Raw genomic sequence first — 19428 nt, forward strand, 5'->3', positions numbered from 1 at the left:
CGGGGTGGAGCAGCTCGGTAGCTCGTCGGGCTCATAACCCGAAGGTCGTCGGTTCAAATCCGGCCCCCGCAACCAACTATTTGTATCCATGACAAGCGCATAGCGCTGCGGTGGAGACGAAGACAGCAAAAAGCAACTGCTCTGCTTTTTGTGGTGGCAATGCAATTCGGACGCGGGGTGGAGCAGCTCGGTAGCTCGTCGGGCTCATAACCCGAAGGTCGTCGGTTCAAATCCGGCCCCCGCAACCAACTTCTGACTGATTTTCTTCTGCATTACCTCTCTGATTACCTCCAGCATCTGTTGCTTGCACACAATAATGTGTGTTTTTCCGATCCCTCTCGCCATTTGTTCGGTATCATCCTGCTTTCTGTTCATGGATGAGGCCGCACCCTGTGATGACCCCTTTTAGCTATTCTTCTCCCCAAATCACGATGCAGAACACCTCCCTCGCCGAAGTAATGGCAGGGTCGGCTGCCGTCAAACTCCTGCTCATTGCCGACTCAGCGCGCGATACCCTGCTGGCGACGCCTCCCTTTGCCGCCGTGGCAACCCAGATAGCCCTGGGTCAGAAGGCCCCCTATTCCCTTGACGACAGTCAGGGGCTGCAACGGGTGATCTTCATGGATGCCCGCCCGGTCCTGGATCATCGGCTCTACAAGCAGGTGCGCAGCTGGGTGGGCTCGCTGGCGGGCCTCAAGGCGACGCACCTGGCGCTCCATCTGGAGGGCTTTGACGATGAGCATCGCGCGCAACTGGCAAGGGTGGTGCTCGCCTGCCTGCTCGCCGCCGATGTGACCCTGCCGACCCAGAAACGGAGTGAGGCGACAAGACCGGGTTATCAGCAGTTGCAACTTTCCCCCCCTTGCGAGCTGGACATGGCCCGCCTGAGCGCAGAAGCCGAAGGCAATGGTCTGGCTCGCCACCTGGCGGTGCTGCCAGCGTCTGAGCTCAATGCCCGTCATTACCGGGCCTATGCCCGGGAGCTGGCGCAGCAGGAGGGGTGGCAGTGGCAGGAGTTTGATGAGACGACCCTGGCACAGAAGGGGGCTGGCGCCTTCCTGGCGGTGGCCCGTGGTTCGGCGGACGGTCAGGCCGCCATCGTCAGGCTCAGTTACTGTCCGGCCAACCCGGTGCGCCGCGTCGCGCTGGTGGGCAAGGGGATCTGCCACGACTCCGGTGGCTACAACCTGAAAGTCGGTGGCAGCATGTATGGCATGCACCTGGACATGGGGGGCAGCGCGGTGGCCCTTGGCACACTGCTGGCCATCAGCCGGGCGAAACTCCCCATTGAGGTGCACTGCTGGCTCGCCATCGCTGAGAACCACATCGGCCCGCAGGCCTTCCGGCCCGGTGAGGTGGTGACTGCGCTGAACGGCACCACCATCGAAGTGGTGGACACCGATGCCGAGGGTCGCATGGTGCTGGCGGATGCCCTGACCCTGGCGGCCGGGGACAAACCCGACTTGCTGATCGACTACGCCACCCTGACCGGCGCCTGCAAACGGGCGCTCGGCAGCCGTTACAGCGGCGCCTTCACCAACCGCCCCGAGTGGCTCACCACGCTGATAGCGCTGGGACAGCAGAGCGGGGAGCGAGTCTGGCCCTTCCCCCTGGACGAGGATTACGATGACAACCTCGATAGCGAGTGGGCCGATCTGTTACAGTGCGCGCCGGGCGCCTCCCCGGATCACATCGATGCCGCCCGTTTTCTCACGCGCTTCGTGCCCGCCGAGCTTCCCTGGTTGCACCTCGACCTGAGTGGTTTTCGCAACAAGGGGGGCAATGGCGTGGTGGGCAGCGAGGTAACCGGCTTTGGTGTCAGGCTGACCCTGACCCTGCTCGACAGCCCTCTGGGGATGGGTGCGCCCGACGCATGACAACGTGGCCAAGCACAATCAATAAGGACAAGCGTGAAACAAGCAAGTTATGACTGGGTGCTGTTCGATCTGGACGAAACCCTGCTCGATTTTCCGGTCGCCAGGGCGCTGGAGCGAACCCTGCAGATCTACGGCGTGGCGCCGACTCCCCCCAAGATGGCGGAGTACCATGCCCTCAACCAGCGGCTCTGGCAGCAGTACAACTCAGGGGAGATTGACGCCACCCACCTGCAGCAGACCCGTTTTTCGCTCTTTGCCGAGCAGGTCAACGTGGCGCCCATGGCGATGAACGAGACCTTCCTGCAGCAGATCATCGCCCTGAGCGTGCCGCTGGAGGGGGTGGAGGAGACCCTGCAGGCCCTGAAGAGCAAGGTCAGAATGGGGATCATCACCAACGGCTTCAGCCTGCCCCAGCGCGGGCGCCTCGACAAACTGGGCTGGAACAGCTGGTTTGAGCCTCTCGTTATCTCTGACGAGGTGCAGGTGACCAAGCCGGCGGCGGCCATCTTCCAGCATGCCCTGGCGCAGATGGGTCAGCCGAGCCCGGCGCGGGTGTTGATGGTGGGGGACAATCCCAAGACCGACATCGCCGGTGCCGCCGCCCAGGGGCTTGCCACCTGCTGGTACAACCCGGGACGGGAGACAGGTCCGTGCGAGGCGACCCACGAAATCCACCACTTCGCCCATCTCTGCGCGATCGTGCTGGGAGAGTAGGTCCCCTATGCCCGCAAGGGTGTAAAAAAACAAGGCAGCCCATGGGCTGCCTTGTTTGCATCCGGCGTCTGCTAGCGGCCGAGGCGGGCGAGCAGCCAGGCCTCCAGCAAGGCCACTCCGGGGGCCAGCACGGCTTCGTCGAAGTCGAACTCCGGATGATGGTGGGGGGCCGCGAGGTTGGCTCCCAGGATGAGATAGGCGGCCTCGCCGCCGTGCTGCTGTACCCGCTCGATGAGGAAACCGGCATCCTCGCTGGCCCCGAAGCGGCGGGTGTGGATGGTATCAAGGGAATTCCCCTGTGCGAGAGGCACGATTTCCTCGATGAGGGCTGGGCTGTTCTCGATGCCGATCGCTTCCCCCTGTTTGCGAATGTGGTAGGTCGCGCCCTGCATCAGGGCCGCCCCCTCCACAATCTGCTGCACCTGATTGAACATGTAGTCGTTGAGGGCCGGCGTCGCGCCACGGGTCTCCCCCATCAGGCGGGCATGGCCCGGGATGACGTTGCGTCCACTGCCGCCGTTGAGCTGCCCCACGTTGATGCGGGTCATGCCGTCCCGATGGCGGGGAATGCCGAGCATGGCGGTGGTGGCCATGCAGGCCGCTGCCAGGGCATTGTGGCCCGCGTTGGGCTCGAGCCCCGCATGGGCGGCTTGCCCCATGAACTCCACGTCGAATTTGGTTGAACAGAGAAACTCGGTGGGGTTGACCACCAGCTCACCGCTGCTCGCGTGAATGCCGATGTGCAGTGCCAGCAGAGCGTCCACGTCGTCGAGCTGCCCCCCTGCCGCGAGCGCCTTGCCGCCTCGGCAGCCCTCTTCAGCCGGCTGGAAGAAGAGCTTGATGCGGCCAGTGAGGCGATCGGCGAGGGCCGCGATCCGCTCGGCCAGCACCAGCCCGATGGCGGTGTGACCGTCGTGGGCACAGGCGTGCATCCAGCCCGGGTTGGCGGAGTGCCAGCCTCCCTGGCCGGGCAGGTGTGACGCCTCCTGGCTCTCTTCGACCTCCACCGCATCGATATCGAAGCGAAACGCCAGGGTGGGGCCGGGGCGCCCGCTCTCCCAGAGTCCCATCACGCCGGTGAGTGCGTCGATCCGCGTCAGCCACTCCGGATGCGCCCCCTGGTGCAGGGCGCGGGCCTTCTGGGCCTCGACGTCTATTTCCCGTCCCATGATGAGGGTGCTGGCGAGCAGTTGATCCCCCAGCATGATGGAGAAACCGAGTTCACTGAGGTGTTGGGCGATGAGGGTGGTGGTGCGAAATTCACACCAGGCGGCTTCGGGGTGACGATGAAGGTCGCGGCGCCAGTGGCGCAAGGCATCCTGAGTCATGGTGGTTCCTGCGTGGCAAATCCAGCGGCCATTGTGACGGGCAGGGGGGCAAGAGTAAATCCCGCAGGGGGAGATGCGACAAGGGGAGCCCGGGCTCCCCTTGAAAGATGGCATGGATGTCGACGAGGTCGTTTTGTATGCGCAGATCGCACTCAATGATGGCTTGGCATCATCCTTTGCCAGAGCACGTCAAAAACCCATATTGCAGTCTGTTTTTTGAACCACCCCTCTGGTGCAGAGGTGGCAGATGGCTGATTGACCGACTTAGAGCTGTGCCAGCGACGGCATGGAGACGGCAACCAGAGTGAAAAACACGGTGAAAACGGCGGTAACTACGAACTCTTTCATGATTTTATCTCCCTTGGTTGGCTCATGATGGAACCAAGATACCACAACAGAACGATAAAACAACGAAAAATGTAATTATGGGGCAAAAATGGTTTAGTGGTGAAATATGGCCGCATTTTCCCAAGTTTAGGGGCGTTTTTTGTCCTGAGAAGGGTTTTATGGTGATGCCAGTGAAAGTGGATGCATGTAAAGTCTTTAAATACATTGAGTTACGTTGTTCTTGTGACTCTTTTCTTTGTGGTTCCGATTGGGGTCTTTGTGGTGATCTCCATTTTTCGGCATCAAAATGGCCTGCGGGATGTGCCAATTGATGTCGTCATAGGGAAGTTGGTGGCCGATAGCCAGGTTTTGTCATCCCATGTCATGTTTTCTCACGACGCGTGTCCCAATCCCAGTCTGCAAGGCTGTTGCCAGCCAGGGTTATCCGATGAAGGCTCAATTTTCTGCTCATCCCAAACAGGATGGGAGCAAAAAGAGTACGGAAAAACGACAAAACGGCCGTCAAAGGAGCATGGAAGGAAAGGGGGAAGGCGGGAAAATAGGGGTTCGATCTTCATGGGGCCTTGGGTGGCCGGAAGCCCCGTTTTTCGCTGTTTTCTTGGGGGGACGAGCCACTGGGCCCGCGCGCAGGGGAAGCGGGCGATATCGTCGGCCACCCGGGTTGCTATATGGTGCCAGTGTGATGGGATGAAGGACGGGGGAGGCCTGGCGCAGGGCCGTGGCACTGCGGCACCGAGGCCTTTATCCAGACCCGTCGCGAACAAGGTGAGCAAGCAGAAAAGCGGGGGAAAGAAGTAAAGGAGAAGGTCGTGGGGTCAGAGGCTCAGGGCCGCCGGGCTAGGGGTAAGACATGGCGATAGTGGCCAGTGGATAGTCGGGCCCCCGCAGGGGGAGGAGGGGGTGAGGAGCCCGCATAAAAAAACCCTCCAGAGGAGGGTTTTTTGTCAGACCACAGCCCTTAGAACAGGGTGGTGGAGAGATCGTACAGCTCCTGGTTGAACGGGCGCTTCAGGTTCTCGATGCAGTCGATGATGTCGTGGTGCACCATCTCGTTGCCCTGAATGCCGACGCAGCGGCCACCCTGGCCTGCCAGCAGTTGCTCGACGGCGAAGGCACCCATGCGGCTGGACATGATACGGTCACGGGCAGTAGGAGAACCGCCACGCTGGATGTGACCCAGGATGGTGGCGCGGGTTTCGCGGCCGGTCATGGCCTCGATGTCTTTCGCCAGGGCGTTGACGTCGGTGACGTGCTCGCAGATGGTGATGATGGCGTGCTTCTTGCCCTTGGCTTCCCCTTCCTTGATCTGTTGCAGCAGCTTCTCCTTGTCGAAGGCCACTTCCGGCACGATCACGTATTCGGCACCACCGGCAACGGCGGCAGACATGGCCAGATCGCCGCAGTGGCGGCCCATGATCTCGACCACGGAGATGCGGTGGTGGGAGCTGCAGGTGTCGCGCAGGCGGTCGATGGCGTCCACGACCACGTTCAGAGCGGTATCAAAGCCGATGGTGAAGTCGGTACCGGCGATATCGTTGTCGATGGTGCCCGGCAGGCCGATGCAGGGGAAGCCCTCTTCGGTCAATTTCTTGGCACCCATGTAGGAGCCGTCACCGCCGATGACCACCAGGGCGTCGATGCCGTGTTTCTTCAGGTTTTCGACCGCTTCGGCACGGACTTTCGGATCCTTGAAGGCGGGGAAACGGGCGGAGCCCAGGAAAGTACCGCCACGGTTCACGACGTCGGAGACGCTGTGACGCTCGAGCTTGACGATACGGTCCTGGTGCAGACCGAGGTAGCCATCATAGATGCCGTAAACTTCCAGGCCATGATGCAGACCGGCGCGCACCACGGCGCGGATGGCTGCGTTCATACCCGGTGCGTCACCACCACTGGTCAAAACACCAATACGTTTGATTTGTTTGGTCATGAGTGCCTCTGGATCTGAGTTGTCGAAAATCAAGATTCTGAAAAATACGGCTGGCCGCTTTTACTATATCGGCTTTCCTATGGCGAGAGGGTCCATAGGAAAGCGATATGCAAAGAGGGGCGGGGCCCCTCTTTGCTTGGCGCTTACTTGGCGGCGCCAGCGATGATCTGGGAGAAGTCGTCCACTTTCAGGGACGCGCCACCCACCAGGCCACCGTCGATGTCCGGCTGGCCGAACAGGTCGGCAGCGGTGGCGCCAGTCACGGAGCCGCCGTACAGGATCTGTACCTTGGCAGCCACGGCTGCATCAAAACCGGCCAGGTATTGACGGATGTGAGCATGCACGGATTGTGCGATCTCCGGGGTGGCGGTCTTGCCGGTGCCAATGGCCCATACCGGCTCGTAAGCGATGACGGCGTTCTCGAAGGAGGCGATGCCGCAGCGATCGATCACGGCCTTGAGCTGGGTCTCGACCACCTGGTTGGTGGTACCGGCTTCGAACTGGGCCAGGGTTTCACCGATGCACAGCACGGGGATCAGGCCGCCCTTCTGGATGGCTTCGTACTTGGCAGCCACCACGTCGTCGGTCTCTGCGTGCAGGGTACGACGCTCGCTGTGGCCGACCAGGGAGTAGGTGCAGCCGAAGGCTTTGAGCATGGAGGGGGCGTTTTCGCCGGTGAAGGCGCCGGACTCGTGAACGTCGGCGTTCTGGGCACCGTAGGCGATCTTGCTGCCAGCGGTCAGCTGTTCAACCAGACCCAAAAAGATAACCGGCGGGCAGACGGCCACTTGCACGGAAGGATGAGCGGCAGCGGCCGGGGTCAGTCCTTTGATCAGGGCTTCTACAGAAGCCTTGGTGCCGTTCAGTTTCCAGTTACCCATTACCAGGTGCTGTCTCATCTTCTATATCTCCTAGGCATTTGATTGCGCAACATTATATGAATTGAACCGAGCCCAAGATAGCTGACCCGGCGGCAAATGACGTAATTTTTTTTCGCTTTCCTGATCCAAATCAGGAATGCAAGGCGCGATTGCTCACTCGGTGACCTGCCCACGCAAACGGGCCCACCATACCCCAATCCACTCGTGAATGGCAGCCTCGGAATACATCAGATAACGCCCCTTGGGGAGGTAGCTGTAGAGGGGTTGCGGCTCCTGACTCTGCTTGGCGGTGTAATCGGTGGGAGCCGGCACCGCATCGAGTCCCTGACTGCGATAGAGAGCCATGGTTCGGGGCAGGTGGGTGGCCGAACTCACCAGTGCCACCCGCTTGCCGTTGAGGTGGGCGGCGATGCTGACCGCCTCGTCATGGGTGTCTTTGTTGTTTTCAAACAACGTCATGCGCGCACGCGGGATGCCAAGGCTGGCCGCCATGCGGGCGTTGACCTCGGCGTTCGACAGGGGATCCCCGGCCACGGCGCCGGAGAAGACCAGCTCGGCTTCTGGATAGGCCAGGGCCAGGCGAACTCCTTCCAGGGTGCGCGCCAGGGAGATGTTGTTTTGCCAGGCGCGCTCTGGGATGGCCGGATCGCTCACATGACCGTTGCCCAGCACGACGATGGCCTGGATGTCCGGATGCAGGCTCACCTCGAAGGGGGGATAGGTCTGCTCCAGGCTGCGGGCTAGCTCGTAGCTCACCGGCCGCGTCCCCATCAGGGCAATGATCACCAAGGAGAGGGTCGCCAGCAGCCTGCCGCTTTTTTGAAAGCGGGTGAACCAGAGCAGCACGAGCGCCAGCACCAACAAGGAGAGAGAGAAGGGGAGCGGCATCAGCAGATGGCCCAGCCATTTCTTGATGACAAAGAAGTTGAGCTCGAACACGACAGACACGTCCTTGAGTTTTCAGCAAATTCGGGATGTGACAGAATACCCCTCTTTTTTCCTGTGGCCCAATCCTGTGTGGTTCCTCCTGCGGCCCTCATGGCGGGGCGGTCGAAGATGAGTGTGTCTTGAAGCAAGATCAGAGTTTTGACGGGCGCGCGGACAAGTTCGCTCGCAACATTTACGACTCCACCAAGGGGCGCATTCGCACCACCATTGTCTGGAGTGACATCGAAGCCTGCCTGGCGCGCCTGGGCAGCCGGCCGCTGCGCATCCTGGATGCCGGCGGCGGCTTTGGCTACTTCGCCCAGAAACTGGCGGCCATGGGCCATCAGGTGGAGCTGTGCGATTTGTCGGCAGAAATGCTGGATCTGGCCCGGGAGCAGATCGCCCAGAAGGGCTTGGAAGACAGAATTCGTCTCATCCATTGCCCCATTCAGGATCTCAAGCACCAGGTGACCGGCACCTTCGATCTGGTGCTCTGTCACGCGGTACTGGAGTGGCTCGCCGAGCCGCGCCAGACCTTGCTGGGTCTGTTCCCTTTCGTCAAGGCAGGGGGCATACTGTCGCTGCTTTTTTACAATCGTCACGGTCTCCTGTTCCAGAGCCTGGTGGTGGGCAATTTTGACTATGTGCGCCTGGGCCTTCGCAAGAAACGCCAGACAGCCCTGACACCCACCAATCCCCAGTTGCCGGAGCAGGTCTATGACTGGATAGGCCGGGGGGGATTGCGGATCATCGGCAAGACCGGGGTGCGTGTCATCCACGACTACATGTGCCACAAGCAGGATCAGGTCGAGAAGTTCGAGGACCTGCTGGCCATGGAGCAGCAATATTGCCGCCAGGAGCCCTTTGTTTCCCTGGGGCGCTACATCCATGTGATGGCCCAGAAACCGGCCGGTTGAGCCCCACCGGCGTGAATACGATGCGGGATCCAGCCGCCGGGGCGCCACCGACCCCGGCCTATATCACCACGGCGGGCGAAGACCTGCCGACTATAACAACGAGATGATAACGTCATGATGAGTACATCCCGTACCCTGCCAGAGACGGTGGGATGGGTCAGACAGGAGGGGTTGGCGCTGAACCTCCCCACCGACAGGCTGGCCTTTCTGATAGCGATCAAGACGCTCTCCGAGGACGAGTCTGATCTCTCGGAGGCCGCGCTGCACGATGCCTTTGGCTATGTCAGCAGTGCCTTCGGCCAGATGGACGAGACCCTCACCGGTCGCGCCAACAACGCCATCAACGATCTCATTCGTCAGCAACTGCTGTCGCGTTTCACCACCGACATGGTGGCGGGGGAGAGCCTCTACCGCCTGTCGCGCCTTGGCATGAGCATCGTCGATTTCTTCATGGATCAGCGCCAGGTGGACTCCATCAAGCTCTCCATCCTGCTCGAGCACCTGGCGGCCGAGCTCGACACCGCCCGCAAGGCGGCGCTCGAGACCAACACCCGGGAGCAGTGGGACGCCGAGGTGCTGCCGCGTCTCTCCTTCTCCCTGGAAGAGACGCTCGGGCGCATCGATCTCACCCAGCGCGCCATGGACGAGCAGCAAAACCAGGTCAAGAGCGAGATCGCGGCCCTGCTGACCCAGAACTGGGTCGATGCCATCCACAGCTGCGAGAAGCTCCTGCACGAGACCGGCCAGACCCTGCGCGAGTTGCAGGACACCCTGGACGCCGCCGGCCACCGCCTGCAGGCGGGGCTGCTCAACATTCAGGAAGCGGCCCAGGGGCGCGATGATCTGTTCCACGTCGAGGAGCTGACCCACGCCCTGCAGGGGCGTCTGGATGTCATCACCGCCTGGGGCCAGCAGTGCATCGAGCTCTGGTCCCGTTATGACAGGCACGTCCACAAGTTCATCCGCAACGCCATCGACATGGACAAGAACCGCGCCTTCAGCCAGCGGCTGCGGGAATCCATCCGCAACTTCGAGCAGCACAGCTGGTTGTTGCGGGTGGCCGAAGAGCCCCGTTTGCTGGAGCTGCGGGATGAAACCATCGCCATCCACGACGAGGAGGTGACCGGCGAGGTGCCCCTCGAGATGGAGTACGTAGAGATGGTGGACATCAACCAGGAGCTGGCGGAGCACATCGAGCGCTACCTGGCCCGCTATCCGGAGCAGGGAGATCGGCTGGATCTTGCCGACGTGCTGCGGGAATACCTGCTGGACTACCCGGCCCATGCCCACTTCGACGTGGCGCGCCTCCTGATCGATCAGGCCGTGCGTCTCGGCCATGCCAGCGGTGAGCGCGAGCACCACCGCCAACCCGCATGGAAACCCATCAACCAAGCTGGATCCAAGGTTCAGGCCTATGTCATCGATCAATACTGAATTCCCCTTGCCCCTGCGCCTCGCAGAGGCCATCGCCAACCCCTTGTTTCCGCGCATCGACACCGCCCTGCGCTCCGGTCGCCACATCAGTGCCGACGAATTCGAGCAGCACTCTGCCCTGGTGGAGTACCACCAGGAGCTGGAGATCTTCTACGGCCGCTATCAGGTGGAACTCATCAAGGCGCCGGAAGGCTTCTTCTACCTGCGTCCGCGCCCGAGCGCCGACATCGGTACAACAGTGTTATCTGAGCTCGATATGCTGGTGGGCAAGGTGCTCTGCTACCTGTTCCTGAGCCCGGACAGGCTTGCCTCTGAAGGGGTGTTCGCCATGGGCGAGCTGCAAGAAGAGGTGCTGAGTCTGGCGGACGAGAAGCAACTGCTGCGCATGGTCAACAGCCGCTCCGGCGGCACGGATCTGGACAAGAAGAAGCTCCTCGAGAAGATCCGCACCTCCATGCGTCGCCTCAAGCGCCTCGGGATGATCACCCCCCTTGGCAACAGCGACAAATTCCGGGTCAACGAATCCGTGTTCCGCTTCGCCGCCGATGTGCGCTCCGACGAGGATCCCCGCGCGGTGCAACTGCGGATGATCCAGGAAGGGGAAGCCATCTTCCATGACGACGAGATGCCGAGCAGCGATTCCCTGTTCGAGGATATCGAAGAGGATCTGGACGAAGAGCAGCTGGAGCTGGAGGTGGAAGATGATCTGCAACGTTAATGTGCCGGCACTGATGGTGTCTGCCGGTTTGATGGAGAGTGTGGCGTGAGAGGCAAATTCAAATCCCTGACCATGGTCAACTGGAACGGCTTCTTTGCCCGCACCTTCGATCTCGACCAGCTGGTCACGACCCTGTCCGGCGGTAACGGCGCGGGCAAGTCCACCACCATGGCGGCCTTTATCGCGGCCCTCATTCCCGACCAGTCACTGCTCCATTTCCGTAACACCACGGAGGCGGGCTCCTCCAGCGCGTCCCGCGACAAGGGGCTCTACGGCAAGCTGCAGCGTGGCCACTGCTATTCGCTGCTGGAAGTGATGAACAGCCGCGAGCAGCGGATCTGGGTCGGTGTGCACCTCGAACAGGTGGCCAACCGTGACAACAAGGTCAACATCACTCCGTTCGCCCTGGTGGATGTGCCCGAACACCTGGCGCCCACGGATCTGCTGCTGGAGAAGCTCGACGACGGCAAGGGTCGGGTACGTGCCTTCGCTGATCTGAAGGGGGCGGCAGCGGAGCTCGGCGCCATCAAGGTCGCCAAGTTCAATACGGTGACCGATTATCACAACTTCATGTTCGAGTTCGGCATCACCCCGAAGAAACTGCGGGATCAAAAGGATCGCGGCAAGTTCTATCGCCTGATCGAAGCTTCCCTCTACGGCGGTATCTCGTCTTCCATCAGCCGCTCCTTGCGTGAATACCTGCTGCCGGAGAACTCCGGGGTACGCAAGGCGTTCCAGGACATGGAGGCGGCCATCTACGAGAACCGCCGCACCCTGGAAGCCATCAAGGAGACCCAAGGTCAGCGGGATCTCTTCAAGAACCTGATCACCGAGACCACCCACTATGTGGCCGCGGAGTATGTGCGGGGCGCCGCCGAGAAGAGCCGTCTCTCCGAGCTGGCCCTCAAGGCACGCTCTGAGCTCGCCGGCAAACGCCGTCTGCTGGCCGAGGAGAAGCAGCGCGCCATCTATCTGGCGGACGAGGTGGATCAGCTCACCAACCGCGAGAAGCTCCTGACCGACGAGCTGGAGTCCGCCGCCGAGCACCTGGCCAAGGTGATGGCGGCCGTGGCCCTGCAAAAGAAGATTGCCCTCTATCGCGCCGATCTGGCGGAGCTCAACGACAAGCTCGAGCAGCAGCAGGCGGTGGTGGAAGAGATCCACGGCCAGTTGCTGGAAGTGGAGGAGCGCAAGGAGCTGGCCCAGGCAGAGGTGGACAGCCTCAAGACCCAGCTGGCCGACTACCAGCAGGCGCTCGATATCCAGCAGACCCGCGCCATCCAGTACCGTCAGGCGGTGCAGGCCCTGGAAAACGCCCGCGAGCAGTGCGAACTGCCGGGGCTCGAGCCTGCGCAGGCGAGCGACACCCTGCACCAGTTCCGCGCAGCCGAGCAGAGCCTCACCAGCCGGGTGCTGGGGGCCGAGCAGCAGCTGGCGCTGGCCAAGGCGGCGGTGGCCGAACACGAAGCGGCGCTGACGCTGCTGCTCAGCATCGCACCCGAGACAGTGCGCGAGGCTGCCTGGCCCACCGCGCAGGCGCTGCTCAAGCGCCACATCGAAGACAAGGCCCGCATTGCCCAGGGGCAGGGTCTGCGCGCCGCGCTGGCTCGCCTCGAGAAAGAGAGCGAAAGCCAGAAGACGCTCTTGCGGCTGCGAGACGAGCTGGCCCAGGCGTCTGGTCAGCACATTGCTAGCCAGGACGAGCTGGAGATCTTCCTCGAAGCCCAGCGCACCCGCCAGGAGGAGCTCTCCGAGCAGCAGGCAGAGGCCAATCAGCGCCGCGCCAGCCTCGAGCATCAGGGTACTCAGCTGGGTCGCGATATCGCGGAGCTGACCAAGCTGGCCCCGCGCTGGCTCAAATCCTTTGAAAAACTCGAGCAACTGCGCGAGCAGAGTGGCTTGGCCTTGGCCACCGCCGAAGAACTCTCTTCCGGCATGCAGAGCGTGCTCGACAAGGAGCGGGAGTTCGAGCAGGAGAGCAACCGCATTCAGGGCCAGAAACAGGCGCTGGAGATGCAAATTCGCAACCTGCAGCTGGGTGCCGGCGAGGCGGATCCGCGTCTTGCCCGCATCGCCGAGCAGGTGGGGGGCGTGCTGCTCTCGGACGTCTATGACGACATCTCCATCGATGATGCCCCTTACTACTCCGCGCTCTACGGCCCGGCTCGCAGCGCCCTGGTGGTGCTCGACCTCGAAGGCGCCATCGAGCGGCTGAAAAAGCTGGAAGATTGCCCGGAAGATATCTACCTCATCCAGGGCAACCCCGACTCCTTTGACGAGGATCTGGTGGAAGCTGATGAGCTGGGGGACGCCGTGCTGGTGCGCACCAGCAAACGTCAGGTGCGCTTCTCCCGCTACCCCGAGCTGCCGCTGTTTGGCCGCGCCGCCCGGGAAAAACGGATCGAGCAGCTCGATCTTGAGCGGGAAAACCTCATCGAGGGCTACGCCAAGGCCGCCTTCGAGCAGCAGAAGTACCACCGTCTCTACGGCCACTTCCGCGACTTTATCGGCCAGCATCTGGATATCGCCTTCCGCCCGGACCCCGAAGCCGAGGTGCAGGCCAAGAAGCACGAGCAGCGCAAGCTGCAAGAAACCATCGCCGAGTGCGACAAGCAGCTGAGTGATGCCAAAGCCGCCGCCGCCCAGCTGACCCGCCATATCCAGCTGGTGCAGGGGATGCTGCCCTTTGCCCACCTGTTTGCCGAGGCAGACCTGGCGGCCCGCCTCGAGGCGGCTCACGCCGATGTGGAGGCCCTTAAAACAGCCGAAGCCTTTATCGCCAGGCACGGCAAGGCGCTGGAAAAACTGGAAACCATGGTGCAGGTGCTGCGCCAGGATCCCCAGGATCTGGCGGCCCTGCAGGCGGCCTTTGACGAGGTGAGCGACCTGCTGGCCGAGCAGAAGCGCCGTTGCTACGCCCTCGATCAGCTGGTGGCCCGTTTGCCGCACTTTGCCTATCAGGATGCGCAAGATCTGCTGGGCAAGGCCTCCGAGATGAGCGAGCGACTCAAAGAGAAGCTCAAGGCGGCAGAGCTTGCCGCCCGCACCGCCGGTGAGCAGCACAAGCAGATCACCCAGCGCCACACCGAGGCGCTGCAACTGCGCACGGCGCTCGATTCCAGCGCCTCGGCCAAGGGGCAGACCCTGGCGGAGTTCGAGCAGGAGCTGGCGGCCATGGGGCTGACCCTGTCGGATGACATGGAAGAGAAGGCCCGTGCCCACAAGAAAGAGATTGAAGAGCTGCTTATCCGCACCCGGACCCGCCGCACCAGCGCCGAGGCCCAGTTGCAGGTGTGCAAGCGCGAAATCGAGTCCCTTGGCGGTCGTCTCAAGCTCGAAGGCAAGGATTACTACAGCGCCCGCAAATCCCTGGTGGGTCACAAGGCGAGCTGGTCGCGGGTGGTGCGTCTGGCACGGGAGACCGACGTCGAGAAGCGTCTGAACAAGCGCGAGCTGGCGTACCTCGACAGCGACGAGCTGCGCTCCATGTCGGACAAGGCCCTCGGCGCCCTGCGGGTGGCGGTGGCCCACGACGAGGCCCTGCGCGATGCGCTGCGTCTGTCGGAAGGCAACCGCAGCACCGAGCAGAAGGTCGCCTTCTATGTGCAGGTCTACCGTTACCTGAAAGATCGCATCCGCAACGACATCATCCGCTCGGACGATCCGGTGGAAGCCATCGAGGAGATGGAGATCGAGCTGGCGCGCCTCGCCGACGAGCTCAAGCAGCGGGAAACCCATCTGTCCCTCTCCTCCCACGAGGTGGCGGCCAAGATCACCAACATCATCCGCCGGGAGCAGAACCGCATCCGGGTATTGAACCAGGGCCTGCAGAACATCGCCTTCGGTCTGGTGCGCGGGGTGCGTCTCAACGTCAATATCCGCGAGGCCCACACTCGCCTCCTGACCGCACTCGCCGATCAGAGCGCCATGCACAACGATCTTTTCGCCGACAAGGAGCTCAGCTTCTCCGAGGCCATGGCCAAGCTCTTCCAGCGTCTCAACCCGCAGGTGGAGCAGGGGGAGCGCAACTATCAGGTGATGGGGGACGTGCTGCTCGACTATCGCAACTACCTGGAGCTGGAGATCGAGGTGCAGCGCGGGGCTGACGGCTGGCTGCGGGCCGAGAGCGGCGCCCTCTCCACCGGCGAGGCGATCGGCACCGGTCAGGCCATCCTCTTGATGGTGCTCATCAGCTGGGAGGAGGAGTCCCGCCGTCTGCGCGGCAAGGACATCGCTCCCTGCCGCCTGTTGTTCCTGGACGAAGCGGCACGGCTTGATGGCAAATCCATCGCCACCCTGTTCGAGCTGTGCGAGCGGCAGGACATGCAGCTCCTCATCGCGGCGCCGGAGAACATCAGCCCCGAGAAGGGCACCACCTACAAGCTCATCCGCAAGGTGCAGGGCAAGCACGAGCATGTGCATGTAGTGGGGCTGCGCGGCTTTGGCTTCGCCGACGACAAGCTCATCGCCTGACATCTTCCCCTGACAGGGGCTGACGGAGCGATACGCAAAACGGGAGGCTTGGGCCTCCCGTTTTCCATGGGAAATGTGAGAGAGTAGGCCCCTGTTAACGGAAGCCTGACTGGCGATGCTGGTCGCTCTGTCCCATCGAGGAAGCAACGCATGACGACGCGACAAAAAGGGCTGCTGGCCTCTCTGTGCCTGCTGCTGGCCGCCTGCAGCAGCCACCCTGATGCAGGCAGTGCGGGCAACTGGCGAGGCTATACCCAGACGGGGCTTGCCTCCTATTACGCCGATCGCTACCACAACAAGCGCACCGCCAGCGGGGAGCCTTACCAGCGCCACGCCAACACCGCCGCCCACATGACACTGCCCTTTGGCGCCCTGGTGAGGGTCACCAACCTCGCCAACGACAAGAGCGTGGTGGTGCGGGTCAACGACAGGGGCAATTTCCCCCGCGGGCGCATCATCGATCTCTCCAGGGCGGCGTTCAGCGCCATCGGCAATCCCCGATCCGGGCTTATCAAGGTCAGGATTGAGGTGCTCTAGTCACCGGGTCTGCATGTGCCGGTGCCCCTCCATACCCGGGCCGCTGGAAGAGGGCATTTCCCGGTGATCGCGGGCCATCTTCTTCATTCCATTGGTGAGGTCGCCAACGCGACTTCCCATTTTCCGGTGTGCCATTAAGATAGCCAAACGAAAAACAGGGTGTCTTTGCCATCTGGCGGCAACCGGGCATGGCATGGTGTGTGAGACACCCTTTCAACCCCCTGCCCATGTTTCGCCGCTAAGGCGCAGGCTATAAAGAGAGACGTCATTCACTGGGAGGATCAGAACATGGCTGACAAGCGTGCCATTCAGGCAACGGCCATCCCCGAGCACAAGGCAAAGTCCCTCTATCCGGAGCCCTTTGCCTCCCTGGTCAAGCACCGCACCCGGCGCAGGCTGGGGGATCATTTCGGCCTTGCCAATTTCGGGGTCAACCTGACGACCCTGGCACCGGGGGCCATCTCGGCGCTCAAGCACCATCACGGCCTGCAGGACGAGTTCGTCTATGTGCTCTCGGGCAATCCCACCCTGCGCCACGGGGAGGAGGAGTACCGGATGTCGCCGGGGGAGTGCATCGGCTTCAAGGGGGGCAGCGGCCTGGCCCACCAGTTGCTCAACCACGGTGAGGTGGACGCCGTCTATCTCGAGGTGGGGGACAGGCTGCCAGGGGACACCGTCGACTATCCCGACGACGATCTGGCCCTGGTACAGGGTGCCGATGGCGCCTGGTCAGCCAGACACAAGGATGGCACCCCCTACTAGGGTGCCTCTTCGGGCAATGAGAGAGACCTCCATGGTGTTCAGCCCCTTTTCTGCTGTCAGGGCAGAGGATTTTCTGCCGCTGCTCAACGACGAGACGCTGCGAAAGCACCTGATCCCTCACCCGCTTTTCGATGTGGCCGGGGTGCGCGACTGGATGGCGTACAAGCTGGGAGTCGACGCCCGGCCAGGTTGCCGCGTGCGCGCCATCTTCCTCGACGGCACCCTGGCGGGGTGGTGCGGTATCCAGCCCGATGACGAGGGGGTGGAGCTTGCCATCGTGCTCGCCAAGGCCGGCTGGGGAAGCGGCGTGGCGATTTTCAACGAGATGATGGGGTGGGCGAGGGAGCTTGGCCATCGGACGATACTCTTTCACTTGCTGGATACCCGCCCGCCTTATCTGTCCCTCGCCAGACGGGCCATCTGGGTGAGGAAAACGCGCCTGGGCGAACACCCTTTCACCACCTATTGCCTTGACGTTGAGCGCTGGTCTGCAGGCCCTTAGCCTGGACCAGGGGGCCGCAAGCCGTGCCGCCTCCTGGCGGGTCCCGTTGCCACCCTTTGCGCCATGATCCCTCCCGCTCGTTTGTTCCTCCGTGCACGGCGTGGTTATCCACCCCGTTGAACACAGTGTTCATTCTGCCCCCCTATATGGCCCCCACCGTCCTGCCTACACTGGGCAACGTCTGATGGGGGAGCATCCGGCAGTATAAATCGCTGTCCAGGTTGCACTCTCTGGCGTGTTGACGATGTACAACGGAGAAAACTGGATGAAAAAAGAGACAGACAAACTGGTATCGATCGCAGTGCTCAAGGCCCGTGACGGCATGGGAGAGCGCCTTCGCGATGCCCTGCTTACCTTGATTGACCCCACTCGCCAGGAGCCGGGCAACCTCGATTACGTGCTGTTCGAGTTGAAGGATGAACCCGGCACCTTCTACATGCGGGAAGCCTTCGTGAGTCAGGCCGCCCTGGATGCCCACTGTGAGACCGCGTATTTCCAGGCTTTCGCTCGCCAGGCGGACGAACTGCTGGCCGAACCCCTTCGGCTTGTCTTCATGGAAGAAGTGAGCCCCTGATCCTTGCCGCAGAGCCCGATGGTCCCCTCATCGGGCTTTTTGCCTTCAGCCTCGCTCCCGGCAATCGCATCTACCTGCTCGGCTGTGTGGCCATGGCCCTGAACCCCATCCTGATCAAGCGCTGCTACCGGGGGAGTCCTTCCTCCACCTGACCGGCTGGACCCTCATCTGCGCCACTGTGCTGCTCACCGGCATGCTGACCGGGGAGACAGTACACTGGGAACAGGTAGGCTGGGGGGTAGAAGGTGTGCTGCTGACCATGGTGCTCCTGCCCCTTCATGCTGGCAAACGGGGGGCTGTCTGAGGGGCCGCCTGTGGCCCTGATCAACCAGGGAGTGCGTCATGAGAAGAACCCTGATCCTGGTACGCCATGGCAAGTCGAGCTGGGAAGACGCGTCTTTGTCTGACCGCGCTCGTCCGCTGGCTGCGCGCGGGCTGCGCGATGCGCCCCTGATGGGGGCTCGTCTGGCGCACCTTGGGGTGAAGCCCGATCTCATCCTCTCGAGCCCCGCCTGCCGGGCCCTGACGAACGCCCGGCTGCTTGCCGGGGAGCTGGGTTATTCCCCGGACCGCATCGTCATCGACGAGGGCCTCTACGAGAGCGATGCCGGGACCCTTCTCGGGGTGGTGGGGGAGCTTTCAGATGATCTCGCCTGCGTACTGCTGGTGGGTCATGATCCTGCCTTCACCGACCTGGCTCATGGCTTTTCCTCCGGTATCACTCGCATGCCGACCTGTGCCGTCGCCCGCTTCATCTTCGACGCCCCCTCCTGGTCGGCGCTCCCGTCCTGCTCGCCGGTGGTGGCCGTGCTGGACTTCCCGAAGAAGAGGTAGGGGGGCGTCGGTTGCAGGCATGCAGAAACGACAAGGGGAGCCGCGGCTCCCCTTGTCGTGATGGTGACGGGGTCATTTGGCCGCGATGGGCCCCTTGGTGCCCGCATCGTTGTCGACCCAGCCATCTTCTCCCTTGAGGCGGCGATCCCCCTGGATGGTGTAGATGACCATGCCCTCCTTGAACACCAGGGCGCCGTCGGATTTCCTGGTACTGACCTGCTTGTCGTTGACCCACACCTGATCCTTGTCATCGATGCGGATGTTCGCGACCGTGGCGCCCGTCTCGGGGAAGGTGGCGACCCCGTTGCCGGCGTAGGGGCTGGCGCTGGCCGCTGCGGGGGCGGCGCCAAATCCGGCGGCGGCGTTCTCGGCCTTGCTCTTGTTGATGTCACAGCCGCTGAGCTCGCTCACCTGGGTACAGCCTGAGCGCTCCAGCTTCTGCTCATAGCTCATGTTCAATCCGCCGTCGGCGGCCGGGGCGGCGGTGCCAAATCCTGCCTTGGCGTTTTCCGCCTTGCTCTTGTGAATATCGCAGCCCTGGGCTTCGGTCACCTGGGTGCAGCCGGAGCGTTCCAGCTGTTCGGCGTATTTGTGGTTGTTGACATCCTCCCCCACCTTAGCGCTTCGCGTCACAGGAGGGGGATTCCCATTACTGGGTGATAGCTGCTCGCG

At 62.4% G+C, this 19428-nt stretch carries 16 protein-coding genes and 2 tRNA genes; 13 read left to right on the forward strand and 5 right to left on the reverse strand.

Annotation, left to right across the window (positions count from 1 at the left end; translation table 11 throughout):
* The 4 genes from PG892_RS14720 (at position 1) to yjjG (ending at position 2591) form a co-directional block, all read left to right on the forward strand.
* Positions 1-75 (forward strand) — tRNA-Met (locus PG892_RS14720).
* Between the two features lie 96 nt (positions 76-171).
* Positions 172-248: transfer RNA gene (locus PG892_RS14725), tRNA-Met, on the forward strand.
* Between the two features lie 144 nt (positions 249-392).
* Entirely contained in the window at positions 393-1877 is a 1485-nt protein-coding gene (locus PG892_RS14730) for a M17 family metallopeptidase (RefSeq protein WP_223916836.1), read from the forward strand.
* Between the two features lie 33 nt (positions 1878-1910).
* On the forward strand, positions 1911-2591 hold the full coding sequence (gene yjjG, locus PG892_RS14735) for a pyrimidine 5'-nucleotidase (protein ID WP_010674855.1): 681 nt from the start codon (positions 1911-1913) through the stop codon (positions 2589-2591).
* Between the two features lie 71 nt (positions 2592-2662).
* Here the strand turns inward: yjjG and PG892_RS14740 are convergent, their stop codons facing one another.
* The 4 genes from PG892_RS14740 to elyC all read right to left on the reverse strand — a co-directional run bounded on the left by PG892_RS14740 (position 2663) and on the right by elyC (position 8017).
* On the reverse strand, positions 2663-3919 hold the full coding sequence (locus PG892_RS14740) for an amidohydrolase (RefSeq protein WP_114523022.1): 1257 nt from the start codon (positions 3917-3919) through the stop codon (positions 2663-2665).
* A gap of 1306 nt (positions 3920-5225) precedes the next feature.
* Positions 5226-6197 (reverse strand): 6-phosphofructokinase, encoded by a 972-nt coding sequence (gene pfkA / locus PG892_RS14745; RefSeq protein ID WP_010674852.1) that lies wholly within the window; start codon positions 6195-6197, stop codon positions 5226-5228.
* A gap of 143 nt (positions 6198-6340) precedes the next feature.
* Entirely contained in the window at positions 6341-7096 is a 756-nt protein-coding gene (gene tpiA, locus PG892_RS14750; protein WP_029314576.1) for a triose-phosphate isomerase, read from the reverse strand.
* A gap of 135 nt (positions 7097-7231) precedes the next feature.
* Positions 7232-8017 (reverse strand): envelope biogenesis factor ElyC, encoded by a 786-nt coding sequence (gene elyC, locus PG892_RS14755; RefSeq protein WP_270825538.1) that lies wholly within the window; start codon positions 8015-8017, stop codon positions 7232-7234.
* Positions 8018-8145: 128 nt separating this feature from the next.
* Here elyC and cmoM point away from each other — a divergent pair, with 128 nt between their 5' ends.
* The 9 genes from cmoM (at position 8146) to PG892_RS14800 (ending at position 18756) form a co-directional block, all read left to right on the forward strand.
* Positions 8146-8922, forward strand: a complete 777-nt coding sequence (cmoM, locus tag PG892_RS14760) for a tRNA uridine 5-oxyacetic acid(34) methyltransferase CmoM (protein ID WP_270825536.1) — start codon at positions 8146-8148, stop codon at positions 8920-8922.
* 114 nt (positions 8923-9036) lie between these two features.
* Positions 9037-10356 (forward strand): chromosome partition protein MukF, encoded by a 1320-nt coding sequence (gene mukF, locus PG892_RS14765; protein ID WP_270825537.1) that lies wholly within the window; start codon positions 9037-9039, stop codon positions 10354-10356.
* Positions 10337-11074 (forward strand): chromosome partition protein MukE, encoded by a 738-nt coding sequence (gene mukE / locus PG892_RS14770; RefSeq protein WP_029314572.1) that lies wholly within the window; start codon positions 10337-10339, stop codon positions 11072-11074. The genes mukF and mukE overlap by 20 nt, the downstream gene beginning before the upstream one ends.
* A gap of 45 nt (positions 11075-11119) precedes the next feature.
* Entirely contained in the window at positions 11120-15547 is a 4428-nt protein-coding gene (mukB, locus tag PG892_RS14775; protein WP_223916838.1) for a chromosome partition protein MukB, read from the forward strand.
* 150 nt (positions 15548-15697) lie between these two features.
* Positions 15698-16084, forward strand: coding sequence for a septal ring lytic transglycosylase RlpA family protein (locus tag PG892_RS14780; protein WP_052816256.1), 387 nt, complete (start codon positions 15698-15700; stop codon positions 16082-16084).
* Positions 16085-16372: 288 nt separating this feature from the next.
* Complete coding sequence (locus PG892_RS14785) at positions 16373-16846, forward strand: cupin domain-containing protein (protein WP_052816254.1); 474 nt, start codon at positions 16373-16375, stop codon at positions 16844-16846.
* A 16-nt stretch (positions 16847-16862) separates the two neighbouring features.
* Entirely contained in the window at positions 16863-17348 is a 486-nt protein-coding gene (locus PG892_RS14790) for a GNAT family N-acetyltransferase (protein WP_049636016.1), read from the forward strand.
* Positions 17349-17613: 265 nt separating this feature from the next.
* Positions 17614-17922 carry a putative quinol monooxygenase gene (locus PG892_RS14795; protein ID WP_042879252.1) on the forward strand — a complete coding sequence of 103 codons (309 nt, stop codon included), beginning with the start codon at positions 17614-17616 and terminating at the stop codon, positions 17920-17922.
* Positions 17923-18264: 342 nt separating this feature from the next.
* Positions 18265-18756: a SixA phosphatase family protein gene (locus PG892_RS14800; RefSeq protein ID WP_113978501.1), complete on the forward strand. Its 492-nt coding sequence runs from the start codon at positions 18265-18267 to the stop codon at positions 18754-18756.
* A 72-nt stretch (positions 18757-18828) separates the two neighbouring features.
* Here the strand turns inward: PG892_RS14800 and PG892_RS14805 are convergent, their stop codons facing one another.
* On the reverse strand, positions 18829-19389 hold the full coding sequence (locus tag PG892_RS14805) for a hypothetical protein (RefSeq protein WP_080988556.1): 561 nt from the start codon (positions 19387-19389) through the stop codon (positions 18829-18831).
* Between the last annotated feature and the right edge of the window lie 39 nt (positions 19390-19428).

Origin of the sequence: Aeromonas sp. QDB68 (assembly GCF_027707405.1) — a bacterium.
In the GTDB taxonomy this organism is placed as follows: domain Bacteria; phylum Pseudomonadota; class Gammaproteobacteria; order Enterobacterales; family Aeromonadaceae; genus Aeromonas; species Aeromonas caviae.

Bases quoted from the DNA above. Each gene is read 5' to 3' on its own strand.
- PG892_RS14800 (WP_113978501.1), top strand. From the start codon at position 18,265: ATGAGAAGAACCCTGATCCTGGTACGCCATGGCAAGTCGAGCTGGGAA.
- PG892_RS14795 (WP_042879252.1), top strand. From the start codon at position 17,614: ATGAAAAAAGAGACAGACAAACTGGTATCGATCGCAGTGCTCAAGGCC.
- mukE (WP_029314572.1), top strand. From the start codon at position 10,337: ATGTCATCGATCAATACTGAATTCCCCTTGCCCCTGCGCCTCGCAGAG.
- PG892_RS14790 (WP_049636016.1), top strand. From the start codon at position 16,863: ATGAGAGAGACCTCCATGGTGTTCAGCCCCTTTTCTGCTGTCAGGGCA.
- mukF (WP_270825537.1), top strand. From the start codon at position 9,037: ATGATGAGTACATCCCGTACCCTGCCAGAGACGGTGGGATGGGTCAGA.
- pfkA (WP_010674852.1), bottom strand. From the start codon at position 6,197: ATGACCAAACAAATCAAACGTATTGGTGTTTTGACCAGTGGTGGTGAC.
- PG892_RS14780 (WP_052816256.1), top strand. From the start codon at position 15,698: ATGACGACGCGACAAAAAGGGCTGCTGGCCTCTCTGTGCCTGCTGCTG.
- tpiA (WP_029314576.1), bottom strand. From the start codon at position 7,096: ATGAGACAGCACCTGGTAATGGGTAACTGGAAACTGAACGGCACCAAG.
- PG892_RS14785 (WP_052816254.1), top strand. From the start codon at position 16,373: ATGGCTGACAAGCGTGCCATTCAGGCAACGGCCATCCCCGAGCACAAG.
- PG892_RS14740 (WP_114523022.1), bottom strand. From the start codon at position 3,919: ATGACTCAGGATGCCTTGCGCCACTGGCGCCGCGACCTTCATCGTCAC.